19 protein-coding genes and 1 other RNA gene are annotated in these 16885 nt (G+C 53.1%); 13 read left to right on the top strand and 7 right to left on the bottom strand.

Annotated elements, in window-relative coordinates:
• Window positions 1-18: 18 nt before the first annotated feature.
• Window positions 19-879: a pirin family protein gene (locus ACHH0Z_RS03425; RefSeq protein ID WP_045406657.1), complete on the bottom strand. Its 861-nt coding sequence runs from the start codon at window positions 877-879 to the stop codon at window positions 19-21.
• Window positions 880-988: 109 nt separating this feature from the next.
• Here ACHH0Z_RS03425 and ACHH0Z_RS03420 point away from each other — a divergent pair, with 109 nt between their 5' ends.
• Window positions 989-1894 carry a LysR family transcriptional regulator gene (locus ACHH0Z_RS03420; RefSeq protein ID WP_045406655.1) on the top strand — a complete coding sequence of 302 codons (906 nt, stop codon included), beginning with the start codon at window positions 989-991 and terminating at the stop codon, window positions 1892-1894.
• Between the two features lie 133 nt (window positions 1895-2027).
• On the opposite strand, the gene ACHH0Z_RS03415 is transcribed toward ACHH0Z_RS03420, so the two are convergent.
• Window positions 2028-2164: non-coding RNA, RtT sRNA (locus ACHH0Z_RS03415), on the bottom strand.
• A 366-nt stretch (window positions 2165-2530) separates the two neighbouring features.
• On the opposite strand from ACHH0Z_RS03415, the gene ghrA reads away from it, so the two are divergent.
• The 4 genes from ghrA (at window position 2531) to ACHH0Z_RS03395 (ending at window position 5446) form a co-directional block, all read left to right on the top strand.
• Complete coding sequence (gene ghrA, locus ACHH0Z_RS03410) at window positions 2531-3469, top strand: glyoxylate/hydroxypyruvate reductase GhrA (protein WP_045406653.1); 939 nt, start codon at window positions 2531-2533, stop codon at window positions 3467-3469.
• Between the two features lie 84 nt (window positions 3470-3553).
• Entirely contained in the window at window positions 3554-4291 is a 738-nt protein-coding gene (locus tag ACHH0Z_RS03405) for a phosphatase (RefSeq protein WP_008500850.1), read from the top strand.
• Window positions 4292-4312: 21 nt separating this feature from the next.
• On the top strand, window positions 4313-4867 hold the full coding sequence (locus tag ACHH0Z_RS03400) for a molecular chaperone (protein WP_021240794.1): 555 nt from the start codon (window positions 4313-4315) through the stop codon (window positions 4865-4867).
• Between the two features lie 96 nt (window positions 4868-4963).
• Window positions 4964-5446, top strand: a complete 483-nt coding sequence (locus ACHH0Z_RS03395; protein ID WP_074168345.1) for a DUF1097 domain-containing protein — start codon at window positions 4964-4966, stop codon at window positions 5444-5446.
• A 43-nt stretch (window positions 5447-5489) separates the two neighbouring features.
• Here the strand turns inward: ACHH0Z_RS03395 and csgG are convergent, their stop codons facing one another.
• The 4 genes from csgG to csgD are packed head-to-tail and all read right to left on the bottom strand — an operon-like array spanning window position 5490 to window position 7831.
• Window positions 5490-6323: a curli production assembly/transport protein CsgG gene (csgG, locus tag ACHH0Z_RS03390; protein ID WP_008500847.1), complete on the bottom strand. Its 834-nt coding sequence runs from the start codon at window positions 6321-6323 to the stop codon at window positions 5490-5492.
• A 26-nt stretch (window positions 6324-6349) separates the two neighbouring features.
• The gene (gene csgF / locus ACHH0Z_RS03385; protein ID WP_008500846.1) at window positions 6350-6763 is read right to left on the bottom strand and encodes a curli production assembly/transport protein CsgF; all 414 of its coding nucleotides are present in this window, start codon (window positions 6761-6763) and stop codon (window positions 6350-6352) included.
• 23 nt (window positions 6764-6786) lie between these two features.
• Window positions 6787-7176 carry a curli production assembly/transport protein CsgE gene (gene csgE / locus ACHH0Z_RS03380; RefSeq protein ID WP_021240791.1) on the bottom strand — a complete coding sequence of 130 codons (390 nt, stop codon included), beginning with the start codon at window positions 7174-7176 and terminating at the stop codon, window positions 6787-6789.
• 4 nt (window positions 7177-7180) lie between these two features.
• Window positions 7181-7831 carry a biofilm master transcriptional regulator CsgD gene (csgD, locus tag ACHH0Z_RS03375; RefSeq protein WP_021240790.1) on the bottom strand — a complete coding sequence of 217 codons (651 nt, stop codon included), beginning with the start codon at window positions 7829-7831 and terminating at the stop codon, window positions 7181-7183.
• 763 nt (window positions 7832-8594) lie between these two features.
• Here csgD and csgB point away from each other — a divergent pair.
• The 5 genes from csgB (at window position 8595) to ymdB (ending at window position 11067) form a co-directional block, all read left to right on the top strand.
• Window positions 8595-9050: a curli minor subunit CsgB gene (csgB, locus tag ACHH0Z_RS03370; RefSeq protein ID WP_008500843.1), complete on the top strand. Its 456-nt coding sequence runs from the start codon at window positions 8595-8597 to the stop codon at window positions 9048-9050.
• A 41-nt stretch (window positions 9051-9091) separates the two neighbouring features.
• Window positions 9092-9544 (top strand): curli major subunit CsgA, encoded by a 453-nt coding sequence (csgA, locus tag ACHH0Z_RS03365; RefSeq protein ID WP_008500842.1) that lies wholly within the window; start codon window positions 9092-9094, stop codon window positions 9542-9544.
• 61 nt (window positions 9545-9605) lie between these two features.
• Window positions 9606-9938, top strand: coding sequence for a curli assembly chaperone CsgC (csgC, locus tag ACHH0Z_RS03360; RefSeq protein ID WP_023343744.1), 333 nt, complete (start codon window positions 9606-9608; stop codon window positions 9936-9938).
• A gap of 160 nt (window positions 9939-10098) precedes the next feature.
• Window positions 10099-10419 carry a type 1 fimbrial protein gene (locus ACHH0Z_RS03355; protein WP_045406648.1) on the top strand — a complete coding sequence of 107 codons (321 nt, stop codon included), beginning with the start codon at window positions 10099-10101 and terminating at the stop codon, window positions 10417-10419.
• A gap of 105 nt (window positions 10420-10524) precedes the next feature.
• Window positions 10525-11067, top strand: a complete 543-nt coding sequence (ymdB, locus tag ACHH0Z_RS03350; RefSeq protein ID WP_008500839.1) for an O-acetyl-ADP-ribose deacetylase — start codon at window positions 10525-10527, stop codon at window positions 11065-11067.
• A 35-nt stretch (window positions 11068-11102) separates the two neighbouring features.
• Here the strand turns inward: ymdB and mdoC are convergent, their stop codons facing one another.
• The gene (gene mdoC / locus ACHH0Z_RS03345) at window positions 11103-12242 is read right to left on the bottom strand and encodes a glucans biosynthesis protein MdoC (protein WP_008500838.1); all 1140 of its coding nucleotides are present in this window, start codon (window positions 12240-12242) and stop codon (window positions 11103-11105) included.
• A 254-nt stretch (window positions 12243-12496) separates the two neighbouring features.
• Here mdoC and mdoG point away from each other — a divergent pair, with 254 nt between their 5' ends.
• The 3 genes from mdoG (at window position 12497) to ACHH0Z_RS03330 (ending at window position 16883) form a co-directional block, all read left to right on the top strand.
• Window positions 12497-14050: a glucans biosynthesis protein MdoG gene (gene mdoG, locus ACHH0Z_RS03340; protein ID WP_021240787.1), complete on the top strand. Its 1554-nt coding sequence runs from the start codon at window positions 12497-12499 to the stop codon at window positions 14048-14050.
• Window positions 14043-16571, top strand: coding sequence for a glucans biosynthesis glucosyltransferase MdoH (mdoH, locus tag ACHH0Z_RS03335; RefSeq protein WP_021240786.1), 2529 nt, complete (start codon window positions 14043-14045; stop codon window positions 16569-16571). Before mdoG ends, mdoH begins: the two co-directional genes overlap by 8 nt.
• 84 nt (window positions 16572-16655) lie before the next feature.
• Window positions 16656-16883 carry a YceK/YidQ family lipoprotein gene (locus tag ACHH0Z_RS03330; protein ID WP_008500835.1) on the top strand — a complete coding sequence of 76 codons (228 nt, stop codon included), beginning with the start codon at window positions 16656-16658 and terminating at the stop codon, window positions 16881-16883.
• The last annotated feature ends 2 nt before the right edge of the window (window positions 16884-16885 follow it).

Genomic DNA, 16885 nt, shown 5'->3' with positions numbered 1-16885 from the left:
TCTTCTCCTTTATTACGTTCAGAGCTGGCCGAAGCGGCCGGAATTGAAATCACGAATGGCTTCGTTGATTTCGGCTTTACTGTTCATCACAAACGGGCCGTAGCCCACGATCGGTTCATTCAGCGGCTCGCCGGCCATCAGCAGCACTTTTGCGTCGCTGTTCGCTTCCAGGTGCAGTTTGTCGCCTTCCTGACTTAACACGACCAGCTGGGCTTCACCCGCCTGAGCGGTACCGTTTACCGTGATGCTGCCTTCAAGCACGACCAGCGCCGTGCTCCAGCCTTCCGGCTGAGCGAGCGTCAGATGGCTTCCCTGGTTCAGCGCGATGTCCCAGACGTTGAGCGGCGAGAAGGTGTGCGCCGGGCCGGTCACCGTGTCGTAGCGACCGGCAATAACCCGCAGCGTTCCACCATTGTCAGGCAGCGTCACCACCGGGATGTCGGCTTTCGTGATGCTCTGGTAGCCCGGTGCGGCCATCTTGTCTTTCGCCGGCAGGTTGACCCAAAGCTGCATCATTTTGAGTTCTCCGCCTTTTTGCGAGAACGCGCTGGAGTGGAACTCCTCGTGCAAAATGCCTGCGCCGGCGGTCATCCACTGCACGTCCCCGGGGCCAATGACGCCGCCTTTCCCCGTGGAGTCGCGATGCTCCACTTCACCGGAATAGACGAGAGTGACCGTTTCAAAACCCCGGTGAGGGTGTTGGCCTACGCCGCGTTTCGCACCGTCTGCCGGAAAGGTGTACGGGCCCGCGTAGTCCAGCAGCAGGAACGGGCTGAGCGGCTCGCCGTGCGTCTGATAGGAGAACATTGAACGGACCGGGAAACCGTCGCCCACCCAGTGCTGACGAGGAGCGGTATAAACGCCAGTGATGTTTTTCATGATTAACTCCTGATGTTCTGTTGATGTAATTAGCTTATATTCAGGGCTAATATCCCGGTAGATAGTTAAAATGGCATTCACTGTTCTGAAAATAGAACGATGAGGATTTATGCAGGATCTCAATGACTTCGTCTGGTTTGTGAAGGTAGTGGAGTACGGGGGGTTTGCGGCGGCGGGAAGGGCGCTTGACCAACCCAAGTCCAAACTGAGCCGCAGGATCGCGCAGCTGGAGGAGCGGCTTGGCGTACGGTTGATACAGCGCACGACGCGGCAGTTTACGGTGACGGAAGTGGGGCACACTTTCTATCAGCACTGTAGGGCAATGCTGATAGAAGCAGAAGCGGCAGAGGAGGCCGTTGCTGCGCTGCAGGCTGAGCCGCGCGGCGTCGTCAGGATCACCTGTCCCGTCACGTTACTGCACGTCCACGTGGGACCGATGCTCGCGCGGTTTATGGCGCGCTACCCCGGGATTAATCTCCAGCTTGAGGCCACCAATCGTCGGGTCGATCTTGTTGGCGAAGGTATTGATGTGGCTATCCGCGTGCGTCCGCGTCCGTTTGATGACAGCGATCTGGTGTTAAGGGTGCTGGCTGACAGGGGGCATTGCCTGGTGGCAAGTCCGCAGTTGATTGAACGTATGGGTAAACCGCGAATGCCTTCCGAGCTCAGTGAATGGCCTGGATTAAGTATGGGGGCCGGTAAACAGGTGCATAAATGGGAGCTCAGTGGTCCAGAAGGGGCGAAAGCGGAGATCCACTACGCACCGCGCTTTATTACCACCGACATGCTGGCACTGCGGGAAGCAGCGATGGCGGGCGTGGGCGTTGTACAGTTGCCGATATTGATGGTGAAGGATCAGCTTGCGTCAGGGGAACTGGTACGGGTGCTGGACGCGTGGGAACCCCGACGGGAAGTGATTCACGCGGTTTATCCTTCGCGGCGCGGCATGCTGCCGTCGGTCAGGACGCTGGTGGATTTTCTGACTGAAGAGTATGCGAAGATGGTGGAGGAGTAGCTTTTTGTAGGTCGGGTAAGCGCAGCGCCACCCGACATAAAGAGCGCAGGGAGTTTCAAGGTTCGAATTCCCCCCTTTCGGAGAATATAAAAGAAAAAAGCCCGTACTTTCGTACGAGCTCTCATCTCAAATATGGCGGTGAGGGGGGGATTGACTCGCTTCGCTCGCCCTGCGGGCAGCCTGTTCGCGACGCTCACAGTCTGTCCAACTGGCTGTCGCCAGTTGTCGAACCCCGGTCGGGGATTCTCATCCCCCCAGCATGCGTGCAATATGCGAAAAAAAAGCCCGCATTTTCATGCGAGCTCTTCTTTAAATATGGCGGTGAGGGGGGGGGTGGAACCCCCCCAACGTTGGCGTATACACCCCTTTCACGCGGGGCCGCTCCCCCCCCCCGCCCCCCCACCCAACATTCCATCCGTTGTTGACGGGACGGGCGCTAATGTAAGGAAAAGCCGAACTGCCGTCAACTCACTTTTTCAGTAAATTAGCGCGTTTAGACAAACTTCAGGCAACATGATTCTTAATTGTGCTGAAAGCGTCTTTTTTATCAGCAACACAGCCGCGCAATAAATTTGTTATGCTGACAACCTCGTTAAAAAGCAAAATAAATCAGCGCAATAAAAGGCAGGAATGACTATGGATATACTTTTCTATCACCCCACGTTTGATACGGCCTACTGGATCGAGGCGCTCACGGCAGCTTTACCCGGCGCACGCGTTCGCGAGTGGAAGCGTGGAGATAACGAACATGCTGACTATGCGCTGGTCTGGCATCCGCCGGTAGAAATGCTCCAGGGCCGTAAGCTGAAGGCCGTTTTTGCCCTGGGGGCGGGCGTGGATTCCATTCTGAGCAAGCTGAAGGCGCACCCTGACATGCTGCCGGAAGCGATTCCCCTGTTCCGCCTGGAAGATACCGGCATGGGCCAGCAGATGCAGGAATATGCCGTCAGCCAGGTGCTGCACTGGTTCCGCCGCTTTGATGACTATCAGGCCTTTAAACAGCAGGCCCACTGGGAGCCGCTGCCGGATTACCGTCGCGAAGACTTTACCATCGGCATCCTCGGTGCGGGCGTGCTGGGCTCAAAAGTGGCTGAAGCTCTCGCTCCGTGGGGCTTCCCGCTGCGCTGCTGGAGCCGCAGCCGTAAGGACTATCCGGGCGTAGAGAGCTTTGCCGGAACGGATGAGCTTCCGGCCTTTCTGAACGGCACGCGCGTGCTGATCAACCTGCTGCCCCACACGGCGGAAACGGTAGGGATCATCAATGAAACCTTGCTCAACCAGTTAGCCGATCAGAGCTACCTGATGAACCTGGCGCGCGGGGTGCATCTGGTCGAGACCGATCTGCTGAAGGCGCTGGACAGCGGAAAGCTAAAAGGCGCCATGCTGGATGTCTACAGCCGTGAGCCGCTGCCGGTGGAAAGCCCGCTGTGGGCACATCCGCGCGTGGCGATGACCCCGCACGTGGCCGCCGTGACGCGTCCGGCAGAAGCGGTGGCGTACATATCCCATACCATCAGCGAAATGGAGAAGGGTAACGCGGTCACCGGCCAGGTTGACAGACAGCGCGGCTACTGAGAGAAACCCGGCGTTCGCCGGGTTTTTGCTAATATTCGCCGCTGATAACTGCTATCCTTTGGAAAAACCGCAGAGGAGAGAGAGATGTATCCCGTTGACCTGCATATGCACACCGTCGCCAGTACCCACGCGTATAGCAACCTCCATGATTATATCGCCCAGGCGAAGCTGAAAGGCATTAAGCTGTTCGCGATCACCGATCATGGTCCGGACATGGCGGATGCGCCGCACTACTGGCATTTTGTGAATATGCGGATCTGGCCACGTCTGGTGGACGGCATTGGGATTCTGCGCGGCATAGAGGCGAATATCAAAAATACCGACGGTGAGATCGACTGCACCGGGCCGATGCTGACGTCTCTGGATCTTATCCTCGCAGGTTTCCACGAGCCGGTTTTTGCACCTCAGGATAAAGAGACCAACACCGCGGCGATGATTGCCACCATTGCCAGCGGCAATGTGCACATTATCAGCCACCCCGGCAACCCGAAGTACCCGATTGATATTCAGGCTGTCGCGCAGGCGGCAGCGAAGCACCGCGTGGCGCTGGAGATTAATAACTCCTCCTTTGTTCACTCGCGCAAGGGCAGTGAAGCCAACTGCCGCGAAGTGGCCGCCGCCGTACGCGATGCGGGCGGCATGGTGGCGTTGGGTTCGGATTCCCATACCGCCTTTACGCTGGGTGATTTCAGCGAGTGCCTGAAAGTGCTCAATGACGTTAACTTCCCGGAAGCGCAAATCCTGAACGTGACTCCGCGCCGCATGCTCGATTTCCTCGAATCGCGCGGCATGGAGCCGATTGCCGAATTTGCCGATCTTTAATTGTGTAATGGAATAATAAAAATGAACGAGTTTTCCATCCTTTGCCGCGTGCTGGGTACGCTCTATTATCGCCAGCCGCAAGACCCGCTGTTGGTTCCGCTCTTTACGTTGATTCGTGAAGGTAAGCTGGCGGAGAACTGGCCGCTGGAACAGGATGATTTACTGGCGCGTCTGCAAAAAAGCTGCGACATGCAGCAGATTGCGACCGATTACAATGCGCTGTTCGTCGGCGATGAGTGCCGCGTTTCGCCATACCGTTCTGCCTGGCAGGAAGGGGCGACGGAAGCGGAAGTCCGTGCTTTCCTCTCCACGCGCGGTATGCCGCTAAGCGATACGCCTGCGGATCATATCGGTACGCTGCTGCTGGCCGCTTCCTGGATTGAAGATAACGCCGGGGATGATGAGAACGAAGCCATCGAAACGCTTTTCGAAACGTACCTGCTGCCGTGGGTCGGAACATTCCTTGGGAAAGTCGAAGCCCACGCCGCCTCGCCATTCTGGAGAACGCTGGCACCGCTGACCCGCGACGCAATTGCGGCGATGTGGGATGAGCTGGAAGAAGAGAACGAAGAGTGATTTGGATCACGTAAATCCTGCAACGCCGCATTTCAATTTGCACATAATGTGCTTCTGATCGCATTTCTATGGTGCGCTTCTGCTAAGATGCGCGCCATGAACATATTACTTTGTATCGCAATAACAACGGGCATTCTCTCCGGGCTCTGGGGATGGGTGGCCGTATCTCTCGGATTGCTCAGCTGGGCTGGATTCCTTGGCTGTACGGCCTATTTCGCCTGCCCGCAGGGGGGCGTCAAAGGGTTCTTTATCTCAGGCTGCACGCTAATGAGCGGGGTTATCTGGGCGCTGGTGATCATGAAAGGCAGCGCGCTGGCGCCGCATCTGGAGATGCTGGGGTACATCATGACGGGCGTTGTTGCCTTCCTGATGTGTATTCAGGCTAAGCATCTCCTGCTTTCGTTTGTGCCGGGCACCTTTATCGGGGCGTGCGCGACCTTTGCAGGGCAGGGTGACTGGAAGCTGGTCGTTCCTTCCCTGGCGCTGGGGTTGCTGTTTGGCTATGCCATGAAAAACAGCGGTCTTTGGCTGGCGTCGCGGCGGGAAAAAGCGCAAGACATCACGGCGGTGAGCGAATAAAAAAAGGCGAGATAATCATCTCGCCTTTTTTATGCGCTTCCTGTCAGGATTCCGGAGGGACTGACATATCGCGGTATTTCACCAGTATCGGGTTCTGCACGTCTGCTTTGTTTTGCAGATCCCACAGCCCGCGGTCAATACCGTCGTTGATTAAGAAGATCACGCCGGTTTCAATGGCCGACATCAGACACATCATGACCGGCTCGTTAGAGGTGTAGCCAATTTCACCCTCCAGCAAACGCTGGTAATCGATGAAGCGGAATACCCCTGCCTGAACTTCATAAGACAGGATGGTTTTGCTGGTGTTCACAGAAGAGAGCACTTCGCCTGTACTGACGTTGACCACACGCAGGTTAACGGCGATTTGGTCGAGCTGGTACTGGGTATCCGCACCGATACCGAAGTACCGCGCGCCCGCACCACCCGATTTAACGTTACTTTCGTAACCAATAATCGATCCTTCAATCATCACGTTCGCTGCCGCCAGAGATTCCAGAGGCGTGCGGTTATTGGCCGCGACGGTACCATTCTCCTGTGCGGCACGAATGATTTTCCGTTCATTCAACAGGTTCTGAAGACCCTGACGTTCCAGCGGAATAAACCAGCGCGAATCCTTGAGCGCGGTAACCAGCATCGCGGTGGCACTTTGCGGCACGGCCGTGGAGAAGTTACTTGCCGGGTAAGGTTTGAATTGCCCGGTTTCATCCTGAATGTTGTATACGGAGACAAATATTTTCCCCGTTGGAGCAGGTAAATGCGTTAAATCACGATAACTCTGGGCCCGAGGCATTAATGTTGGTTTTGCAGCTTCTTTAGGTGGAGCAGTTAAACAACCGCTCAATAAGCACACTGCAACAAATATCAGGAAGCGCTGCATGATCGTTGTCCTTATTTAGCTATTGTTTAAAAGTCAGTTGAATTACTTTGTAGACCGGAAACCTGAATAGTGGAGATCCTTCCGGTTTTACGATCGGTCACGTTCAGCTGAAGCTGTCCATCGGTGTTGGCGATATCAACGATAAAATCGTTGGTCACCATTCTGCCGGGTTTGCCGGTATTAATGTTGGTCAGTAACCCGCCTAAAATCTGCGACTGGATAGCCTGAGTGAAGTTGTCCAGTGCGGATGGGGTATCAACGCTAAAATCCTTTAAGCTTGGGTCCTTATAGGAGTTTTGCGCCTGCGCTTCATTCAGCAGAAAGGCACCGTTGTTAGGGTTACCGCCAAAGTTAGGGTTACGGAACTGAAACGTCATATTTCCGGCCCAGCTTATAGGTGTTATTAGCATTATCGAAACAACTGCATATGCAATACGCATGACAGCCTCCGCATATCGGTTCGCTAGAACTCGTCTTTAGCTAAATCGCTGGTGCTTAATAGGGCTTTATCTATTTGCAGGCGATTAATAGCGTCTTCTGATTGGGCCAGTGCCAGGGCTACGTTTTTATCGAAGTCCATTTTAGTGGGGAATAAAAACGTTTGATAAATAACGTACTGATTGGTCGTTATTGTTATCCAACTTCCCCATCGTGCACTGGGCCGCTCGTTGATTGTTATATTTCCGGTATAAGTACTGTCCCATTTGTCACTGAAGGCTCGATAAAAACTGTGCCCGACCGATGAGACAGTGTGGTCTGTTAACAATCCGGGAACTTCGACCTCGACGGCCTTCAGATTCCCGGCAGCGAGCAGGAAACTCGCTGCGGCGATCCAACTCAACGTGCGCTTCATGTGATTAACGCCTGAGGTTATCGTTTGCCCACGAAACCGCCTGAGTTCGGTTTTTTACAGCTATCTTCTTGAAAAGATTATAAAGGTGCGTCTTTACCGTATTTTCGCTGATAAATAACGAACGGGCGATTTCAATATTTGAAGCACCAATGCGTAACTTATTCAGGATCTCTTTCTCACGGTGCGTGAGCAGTGCTGACTCTGAGCTGTTATAGCGATAATTTCCGGAGTGCGTGATGAGGTAGCTGGCCAGCTTTTGCGAAAAATAACACTCTCCGCGCAATATGCCTTGCAGACCCTCAACTACCCGGTCTTCTTCTTCCGTGACGTAGAACACGCCATTGATATGCGGCCAGCTTTCAATATCCCTGAAAGGATATTCATCAGGCGTATTCAATAATAGCACGCGGATATTATTGTTTTTCCTGCTTAAAATATCTTGCCAGTAGTGGATGAGCTTTTTATCAGCTTCCATCATATCGAACAGAATGATGCTGCCAGGTGCAATATCATCAAAAGAACGTTGAATATTATGCAATTTCCCGTTCAGTGATAAAGATTGCTTTAAATGTTGTAATAACGCTGTCGCTTGCAAAGAAGGTTTTGTGATCAACAGTAATGTATGACCATGTAAACTATGGACTTCATTATACATGATGAAACCCCACTTTTTTTTGGCACCTGGCAGCTGTCCTCCTGTTTAATAGAGGACACCAGAAGTACTGACAGATGTTGCACTGCTGTGTGTAGAATCAGACCATAACCTCCACGGGGAGGTAAATATAAAACCAATTTCGTACATCTAATTTCAATCTAGCTTTTACGAAGTTTAAAGCAAGTGTTAAACATGTAACCGAATGTAAAAATCAATATTAATTTGTGAAAATCACTTGTGATGAATGGCGAGAAATGATGAGAAAGTTGTACATCTAAATAGAGATGCACAGTTTTTAAAAATCATACAAATATTTATATTTCATTGATTATTAGGTATATTTATTATTTTATGCGAACGATAAAACAGTATGAGGTACAGATTATTTCTAAGCCCATAAATGCGCGGTTGTCTGGCTTAAGAAAACGGGCTTCGTGTCACGACTGTGAAAAAGTGTCCTTCTGCCGTTACGTTTAAACAACGCGAGAAGACGCGTGGACAGCCTTCGCCTCGTTGTACAACCTGATTGTTGGACAGGGGAAATAAAAAATATAAGCTGGCCTGAGTAAAGTGATTTTTGTCGTAAATTACGACTTTGTGGTGATCCGAAAAATAAAAATAAGCCGCGCGGGTGAGATATTTAAAATGTTTCAGCGGACATACTCTTCACCGTAACGACGCGTTAACACAATACGCATCGTTTTTACAAGTAACACGGTTATAGGTTATGGCGTGATTAAATAACCAGGTCCAGGGTGACAACATGAAATACACATCGTTATTTATGGTGTTTACATTACTGGGTGCGCCTGGATTTGTAACCGCAGCGAATTCAGATTTAGCCAATGCTGAATATAACTTTGCGGTTAACGAATTAAGTCTTTCATCACTCAATCAGGCAGCCATTATTGGTCAACAGGGTGTTTTTAATGACGCTCAGGTTCGCCAGGAAGGTTCAAAACTCTTGTCCATTGTTTCACAGGATGGGGCGGGCAACAGAGCAAGAGTTGATCAATCAGGGAGTTACAATATAGCCTGGATCGATCAGAGCGGTACCGCGAATGATGCAGGTATTACGCAAGAGGGATACGGTAATAGCGCGAAAATTATCCAGAAAGGGTCGGGTAATAGAGCAAATATTACGCAGTACGGTACGCAGAAAACCGCAGTTGTAGTGCAGAAACAGTCGCAAATGGCGATTAACGTTATTCAACATTAGCGCATTCGCGACGATTTTAATCAATCCGATGGGGGTTTACCATGAAATTTCTCAAAGTGGCAGCGCTTGCAGCAATCGTAGTTTCTGGTAGTGCTATGGCGGGTTCTATTAATCAGGGCGGCTGGGGTCATGGGCATGGTCATGGCGGATACAGTGGCCCAAATTCAACCCTGAATATTTATCAGGACGGTGGCGGTAACTCCGCGGTTGCTCTGCAGACAGACGCCAGAAATTCCGTGCTGAATATTACCCAGAAAGGTGGCGGTAACGGCGCTGACGTTGGTCAGGGTTCTGATGACAGTAAAATCAACCTGACCCAGAAAGGATTTGGCAACAGTGCAACACTGGATCAGTGGAACAGCAAAAAATCTGTTATGAACGTTAGCCAGTCCGGCGGCTTTAACGGCGCCCTCGTCGACCAGACTGCCTCTAACTCTACTGTCAACGTTACCCAGATTGGCTTTGGTAACCACGCGACAGCTCATCAGTACTGATACTGAAATCTGTGCTACAAAAAAACAGGGCTGATGCCCTGTTTTTTTTCGGGAGTTCATCATGAATACCTTAATTCTTCTTGCCGCGCTTTCCAGCCAGATAACTTTCAAAACGTCGCAGCAGGAAAATATGACCACCATTATTCCTCAGGTCACCCTGGCGCAGCCGTGTGATTGTCAGGTTCAGATTGTTTCCGTTCGGGAAGGGCAGGGGGGACAAAGTTCGTCCCGACAGCAAAATACCCTTTTTATACCCGCTAATCAGACGATTGATTTAATGCGCCTGAGTTTAAATATTAATGCGGGAGACACGGTAAAAATCGTTGTCACCGTTTCAGACGGTAAATCGCTTCATTTATCACAGCAGTGGTCGCCAGCGGAACGTTCGCTTTAATCATTCATGAAATCAATGTGTTGCGAATGTGGCGGGTCTGTGCCGTTGAGCTATGCTGATATCAGGGATCAGGTCATTATGTTCCTTAACGTGAGACTTCGTTTGTCATAATGAAGTGCGTTTACCCCTCAAGGACGATTTTCATTGAGGAGTACCGATAATGAACCACTCTTTCGCTCGACTCGTGACGGGTCTGGGCCTGATTGTTTCTGTTTTTAGCCTCCCGGTTTATTCGGCTACCATTGTGAACGGTGGCGTTATTCATTTTCGCGGTGCCATTGTTGCAGACCCCTGTGAAGTTACGCCGCAGCAGAGACAGTTTGCTATGTCCTGTCCGGATAATAATCGTATGCAAACGCGCATGGTCAGTTATGAAGAGGCGCTTAATGGCAAAGTGTCCGATTCAGATCTGATGTCGCTCCGCATGAAATACCTTAACCCTGAAAAAACGCTCGCGGTTGTCGAAATCCAGTATCGATAGCGTTCTCTCTTCCGCTTTGTGCGGAAGAGGATTTTTTCTGATAGTTTTTTCTCCCGGGCAGCCCTGCGATACACTTAATAAAAAGGCGGGTTGCAGAGGGGCTTTATGAAACCGCAAATTGAAGTTATTCATGGTGATATTACGACCATGCACGTCGACGTCATCGTCAATGCGGCCAATCCCTCCCTGATGGGGGGAGGCGGTGTGGACGGGGCTATCCACCGGGCTGCAGGACCGCAGCTGCTGGAAGCCTGCAAAACCGTACGGCAACAGCAGGGCGAATGTCCTCCCGGCCATGCGGTCATTACGCTTGCGGGCGATCTGCCTGCCAAAGCGGTGATCCACGCCGTAGGGCCTGTCTGGCACGGTGGCGATCGGCACGAGGCGAGTATTCTGGAAGAGGCTTACCGAAACTGTCTGCGGCTGGCTGCCGACAACGGCTATAAAACAATGGCGTTCCCGGCCATCAGTACGGGGGTGTATGGCTATCCTAAGGCGGCTGCCGCTACGATCGCCGTCGATACCGTTTACCGCTATCTGTCGCTAAAACCGATGCCTGAGAAAGTTATCTTTGTCTGTTTCGATGAAGAAACCACCCACCTTTATCAACGGTTGCTGACCCAGCGCGGGCAGGAACTGGACACCTGAAGCAAAACGCGGCGCACTGAGTGCGCCGCGGTTGTTTATGAGGCTTTTACCTGAGGTTTTCCTGAGAAGAGGAAACGGAGAAGCGGGATCCGCAGGTGGATTTCATAGAGCACGATCGCAATCCCCACGACAAACACCAGACCGGTAAAGAAACCCAGCGTGTTAGAGGCGATATGCGGGGTGATGTAAGCCCCGAAGAAGAGCGTGAGCGGGTGATGCACCAGATAAATAAACAGCGACGCATTCACGAAGTAGGTCACGCGGCTGGATTTAAAGTTCAGCAGGCGGTGGCCGAGCGCGAATACTACGTTCACCATCCATAAACCCAGCAGCATGGTGATCACGCTTTCCGTTTCGTACATCCAGGCGTCACCGCTCCCGTAGCGCTGGTTCAGCAGATAGGCCGCGAACGCGATGGCCGCACCAACAGCACACCACGGTGACGGGGTAGTAAACAGCGCTTTCAGCTTCGGGTAAATAAACGCCAGCGCGCCAATTAAAAAGAACGGAATGTAGAAAAGGGACTGCATCACCACAAAATTAAACAGGCCGTCGCTCAGTATCGGTGGATAGACGATAAACAGGATGCGTCTCACCGCGGCGTAAGCGATACCCAACAGCAAGAAGAGCACCGACAGTTTGCCCAGCGTAACGGTGGCGAAAAAGGCGTCAGCTCTCGAACTCAGGTGGTGACGCAGGCGGCTGAAAATGAACAGGCTCACCGTGGTAAGCACCACCAGGACCAGCAGGAACCACAGGTGAGACACCAGCTCCCAGACCAGCGTGTTGTACTTTTCATACAGTGACAGATTCGGCCAGTTTTCCGCTTTGCCTTTGACGTACTGCAGCATAATGAACTGAGGCAGCGTCAGTAGCGGAATTGCGGTCAGCATGGGGATCCCCACGCGCTCGACGCGCACCTTCCACCAGCGTTTAAGCGGGTATCGCAGAAACAGCATGTAAGAGAAATAGCCGGAGATGACAAAAAACACCTGCATACGGAAGGCGTGAATAAAGTCATTAAACAGCGTCAGCCACCATGAGGGCATCTGGCTATTCACATGCCAGGTGTGGCTGGAGTAAATCAGTGATATGTGAAAAGGGATCCCCAATAGCATCAGCCATGCCCGGATCGAGTCGAGGAAATATTCACGTTCTGTTGGTGTTGTGCTCATATAACGTTGTGCATTCTCAGACTTTTCGTCTTATCCCTAAGACTCATAATGGTTACATTCGAAAGCAACCCTACACCAAGACCGACACCCTGTCTCCAGGATAAGCACGCAAAGTGAATAATGGGTTCTTTCATTTGCTTAATCCATGAGCCAGCAGCTGAACAAAGCAGTGATAATGTTGTCGGATTGCCTGAGTTTCCATTAAAATGGATCGGATCGATATAAGCACACAAAGGGGGAAGTGCTTACTTATTATGAAACATAAACCACAGATGATGAAAATGCGTTGGTTAGGTGCTGCAGTGGTGTTATCACTGTATACCTCATCGGCACTGGCCTTTAACATCGACGATGTCGCAAAACAGGCAAAATCGATGGCTGGCAAGAGCTACGAAGCGCCGAAAAGTAACTTGCCCTCCGTTTTCCGCGATATGAAATATGCGGACTATCAGCAGATCCAGTTCAATCACGACAAAGCCTACTGGAGCAACATCAAGACCCCGTTCAAGCTTGAGTTTTATCATCAGGGTATGTATTTCGACACGCCTGTTGCCATCAATGAAGTGACGGCCACAGCGGTACGTAAGATTAAATACAGCCCGGATTACTTCAATTTTGGCAATGTGCAACACGACAAAGATACGGTGAAAGACCTGGGCTTCGCTGGCTTTAAGGTGCTTTACCCGATCAACAGCAAAGATAAAAACGACGAAATCGTCAGCATGCTTGGTGCCAGCTATTTCCGCGTGATTGGCGCGGGGCAGGTATACGGGCTTTCTGCGCGCGGACTGGCTATTGATACCGCGCTGCCATCAGGTGAAGAATTCCCACGTTTCCGTGAGTTCTGGATTGAACGTCCAAAACCAACGGACAAACGTCTGACTATATATGCGCTGCTGGATTCTCCGCGTGCGACCGGTGCCTATCGCTTTGTGATCATGCCGGGTCGTGACACGGTGGTTGACGTGCAGTCTAAGGTTTACCTGCGTGATAAAGTGGGCAAGCTGGGCGTTGCGCCGCTGACCAGTATGTTCCTGTTTGGGCCGAACCAGCCGTCTCCGGCCACTAACTTCCGCCCGGAACTGCACGACTCCAACGGTCTGTCTATTCATGCCGGTAACGGAGAGTGGATCTGGCGTCCGCTTAACAACCCGAAACATCTGGCGGTGAGCAGCTTCGCGATGGAAAACCCGCAAGGTTTTGGCCTGCTGCAGCGTGGCCGTCAGTTCTCCCGCTTTGAAGATTTGGACGACCGCTATGACCAGCGTCCAAGCGCCTGGGTCACGCCAAACGGTGACTGGGGTAAAGGTAAGGTTGAGCTGGTTGAGATTCCAACCAACGACGAAACCAACGATAACATCGTGGCTTACTGGACGCCGGATCAGCTGCCGGAAGCCGGTAAAGAGATGAACTTCAAGTACACCATCACCTTCAGCCGCGACGAAGATAAGCTGCATGCGCCGGATAACGCGTATGTGATGCAGACTCGCCGTTCAACGGGTGATGTGAAGCAGTCTAATCTTATCCGTCAGCCTGACGGTACCGTGGCCTTTGTCGTGGACTTTACAGGCCAGGATATGAAGAAACTGTCACCGGACACCGCCGTTGCCGCTCAGGCCAGCATCGGTGATAACGGTGAAATCGTTGAGAATACCGTGCGTTACAACCCGGTAACCAAAGGCTGGCGTCTGACCCTGCGCGTGAAAGTGAAAGATCCGAAACAGACCACTGAAATGCGTGCTGCGCTGGTCAGTAACGATCAGCCGCTGAGTGAAACCTGGAGCTATCAGCTACCTGCCAATGAATAATACATCTGAATATATTGATGCCATGCCGCTGACGGATATCGAAAAAGCGGCACTGCCTAAGAGCGACATCCGCGCGGTTCACACCGCGCTGGATGGTGAACATCGTCAGTTTTCCCGTGATGATGATACGCCGCTGGGGTCAGTAAAGGCACGTCTGGAGCAGGCCTGGCCGGACTCGCTGGCAGAAGGGCAGTTGATTAAAGACGACGAAGGACGCGATCAGCTTCAGGCGATGCCGAAGGCCACGCGTTCCTCAATGTTCCCCGATCCGTGGCGCACCAACCCGGTGGGCCGCTTCTGGGATCGCCTGCGCGGGCGTGATGTGACGCCGCGCTATCTGTCACGCCTGACGAAAGAAGAGCAGGCTTCCGAACAGAAATGGCGTACCGTGGGGACCATCCGTCGCTACATCCTGCTGCTGCTGACGCTGGCGCAGACGGTCGTCGCGACCTGGTATATGAAAACCATCCTGCCGTATCAGGGCTGGGCGTTCATCAACCCGATGGACATGATGGGCCAGGATCTCTGGGTCTCCTTCATGCAGCTGCTGCCGTATATCCTGCAGAGCGGCATCCTTCTGCTGTTCGCGGTTCTCTTCTGCTGGGTCTCGGCCGGTTTCTGGACCGCGCTGATGGGCTTCCTGCAGCTGCTGATGGGGCGTGACAAATACAGCATTTCGGCGTCAACGGTCGGGGATGAACCCCTCAATCCTGAGCACCGTACCGCGCTGATTATGCCTATCTGTAACGAAGACGTTGACCGCGTGTTTGCGGGCCTGCGTGCCACCTGGGAGTCCGTGAAGGCGACCGGCAACGCGGAGCATTTTGACGTTTACATCCTGAGCGACAGTTACAACCCGGATATCTGCGTGGCAGAACAAAAAGCGTGGATGGAGCTGATTGCAGAAGTGCAGGGCGAAGGGCAGATCTTCTACCGTCGCCGCCGCCGTCGTGTGAAGCGTAAAAGCGGTAACATCGATGACTTCTGCCGCCGCTGGGGTAACCAGTACAGCTACATGGTGGTGCTGGATGCTGACTCCGTCATGAGCGGTGACTGCCTGAGCGGTCTGGTGCGTCTGATGGAAGCCAACCCGAACGCGGGTATCATTCAGTCTTCGCCAAAAGCGTCGGGAATGGACACGCTCTATGCGCGCTGTCAGCAGTTCGCCACCCGTGTTTACGGGCCGCTGTTTACGGCGGGTCTGCACTTCTGGCAGCTGGGTGAATCGCACTACTGGGGTCACAACGCCATTATCCGCGTGAAGCCGTTCATTGAACACTGTGCGCTGGCGCCGCTGCCGGGCGAGGGTTCGTTTGCCGGTTCTATTCTGTCGCATGACTTCGTGGAAGCGGCGCTGATGCGTCGTGCTGGCTGGGGCGTCTGGATTGCCTACGACCTGCCGGGATCGTACGAAGAGCTGCCGCCGAACCTGCTGGACGAACTCAAGCGTGACCGCCGCTGGTGTCACGGTAACCTGATGAACTTCCGCCTGTTCCTGGTGAAAGGGATGCACCCGGTTCACCGTGCAGTGTTCCTGACGGGCGTGATGTCTTATCTCTCCGCACCGCTGTGGTTTATGTTCCTTGCGCTCTCTACTGCGCTGCAGGTCGTGCATGCCCTGACGGAGCCGCAATACTTCCTGCAGCCGCGCCAGCTGTTCCCGGTGTGGCCGCAGTGGCGTCCGGAACTGGCGATTGCGCTGTTTGCCTCCACCATGGTGCTGCTGTTCCTGCCTAAGCTGCTCAGCATCATCCTGATCTGGTGCAAAGGCTCAAAAGAGTACGGCGGTTTCTTCCGCGTGACCCTTTCACTGCTGCTGGAAGTGCTGTTCTCCGTGCTGCTGGCACCGGTGCGTATGCTGTTCCACACCGTGTTCGTGGTCAGTGCGTTCCTGGGCTGGGAAGTGGTCTGGAACTCACCGCAGCGTGATGACGACTCCACGCCGTGGAGCGAGGCCTTTATGCGCCATGGTTCTCAGCTGCTGCTGGGGCTGGTGTGGGCGGCAGGGATGGCGTGGCTGGATCTGCGCTTCCTGTTCTGGCTGGCGCCGATTGTCTTCTCGCTGATCCTGTCGCCGTTTGTCTCCGTCATCTCCAGCCGTTCGACGGTGGGGCTGCGGACCAAACGCTGGAAGCTGTTCCTGATCCCGGAAGAGTATTCCCCGCCGCAGGTGCTGGTAGACACCGATCGTTATCTCGAGCAGAACCGCAATCGCACGCTGGATGACGGCTTTATGCACGCCGTGTTTAACCCGTCATTCAACGCCCTGGCGACGGCAATGGCGACGGCGCGTCACCGTGCCAGCCAGGTGCTGGAGATTGCCCGCGATCGTCACGTTGAGCAGGCGCTGAACGAGACCCCGGAAAAACTCAACCGTGACCGTCGTCTGGTCCTGTTGAGCGACCCGGTTACGATGGCGCGTCTTCACTACCGCGTATGGTCCGCTCCGGAGAGATACTCTTCGTGGGTAAACTACTATAAAGAACTGAAGCTGAACCCGCTGGCGTTGAAGGCGAAGTAAGTGGTTAAGTAGAGCGGGTAAGCGAAGCGCCTCCCGCCAACTAAAATACCGGCATAATCGCCGGTATTTTTTTAGAGGTTACTCATGAGAATCATCATCGTCGTTCTGATGGCATGCCTGCTCAGCGGCTGCGGCAGCATCATCAGCCGCACCATTCCAGGGCAGGGCCACGGGAATCAGTATTACCCGGGCGTGAAATGGGATCTCCGTGACTCCGCATGGCGCTACCTCACCGTGCTGGATCTGCCATTCTCGCTAATTTTCGACACGCTGCTGCTGCCGATCGATGCCAGCCACGGCCCTTACGAGTAGCG

Source organism: Enterobacter cloacae complex sp. 2024EL-00227 (genome assembly GCF_043945315.1).
GTDB classification, from domain to species: Bacteria; Pseudomonadota; Gammaproteobacteria; order Enterobacterales; family Enterobacteriaceae; genus Enterobacter; species Enterobacter roggenkampii.
The sequence above is the reverse complement of the archived record's forward strand: the minus strand, read 5'-3'. Positions and strand labels throughout refer to the sequence as shown.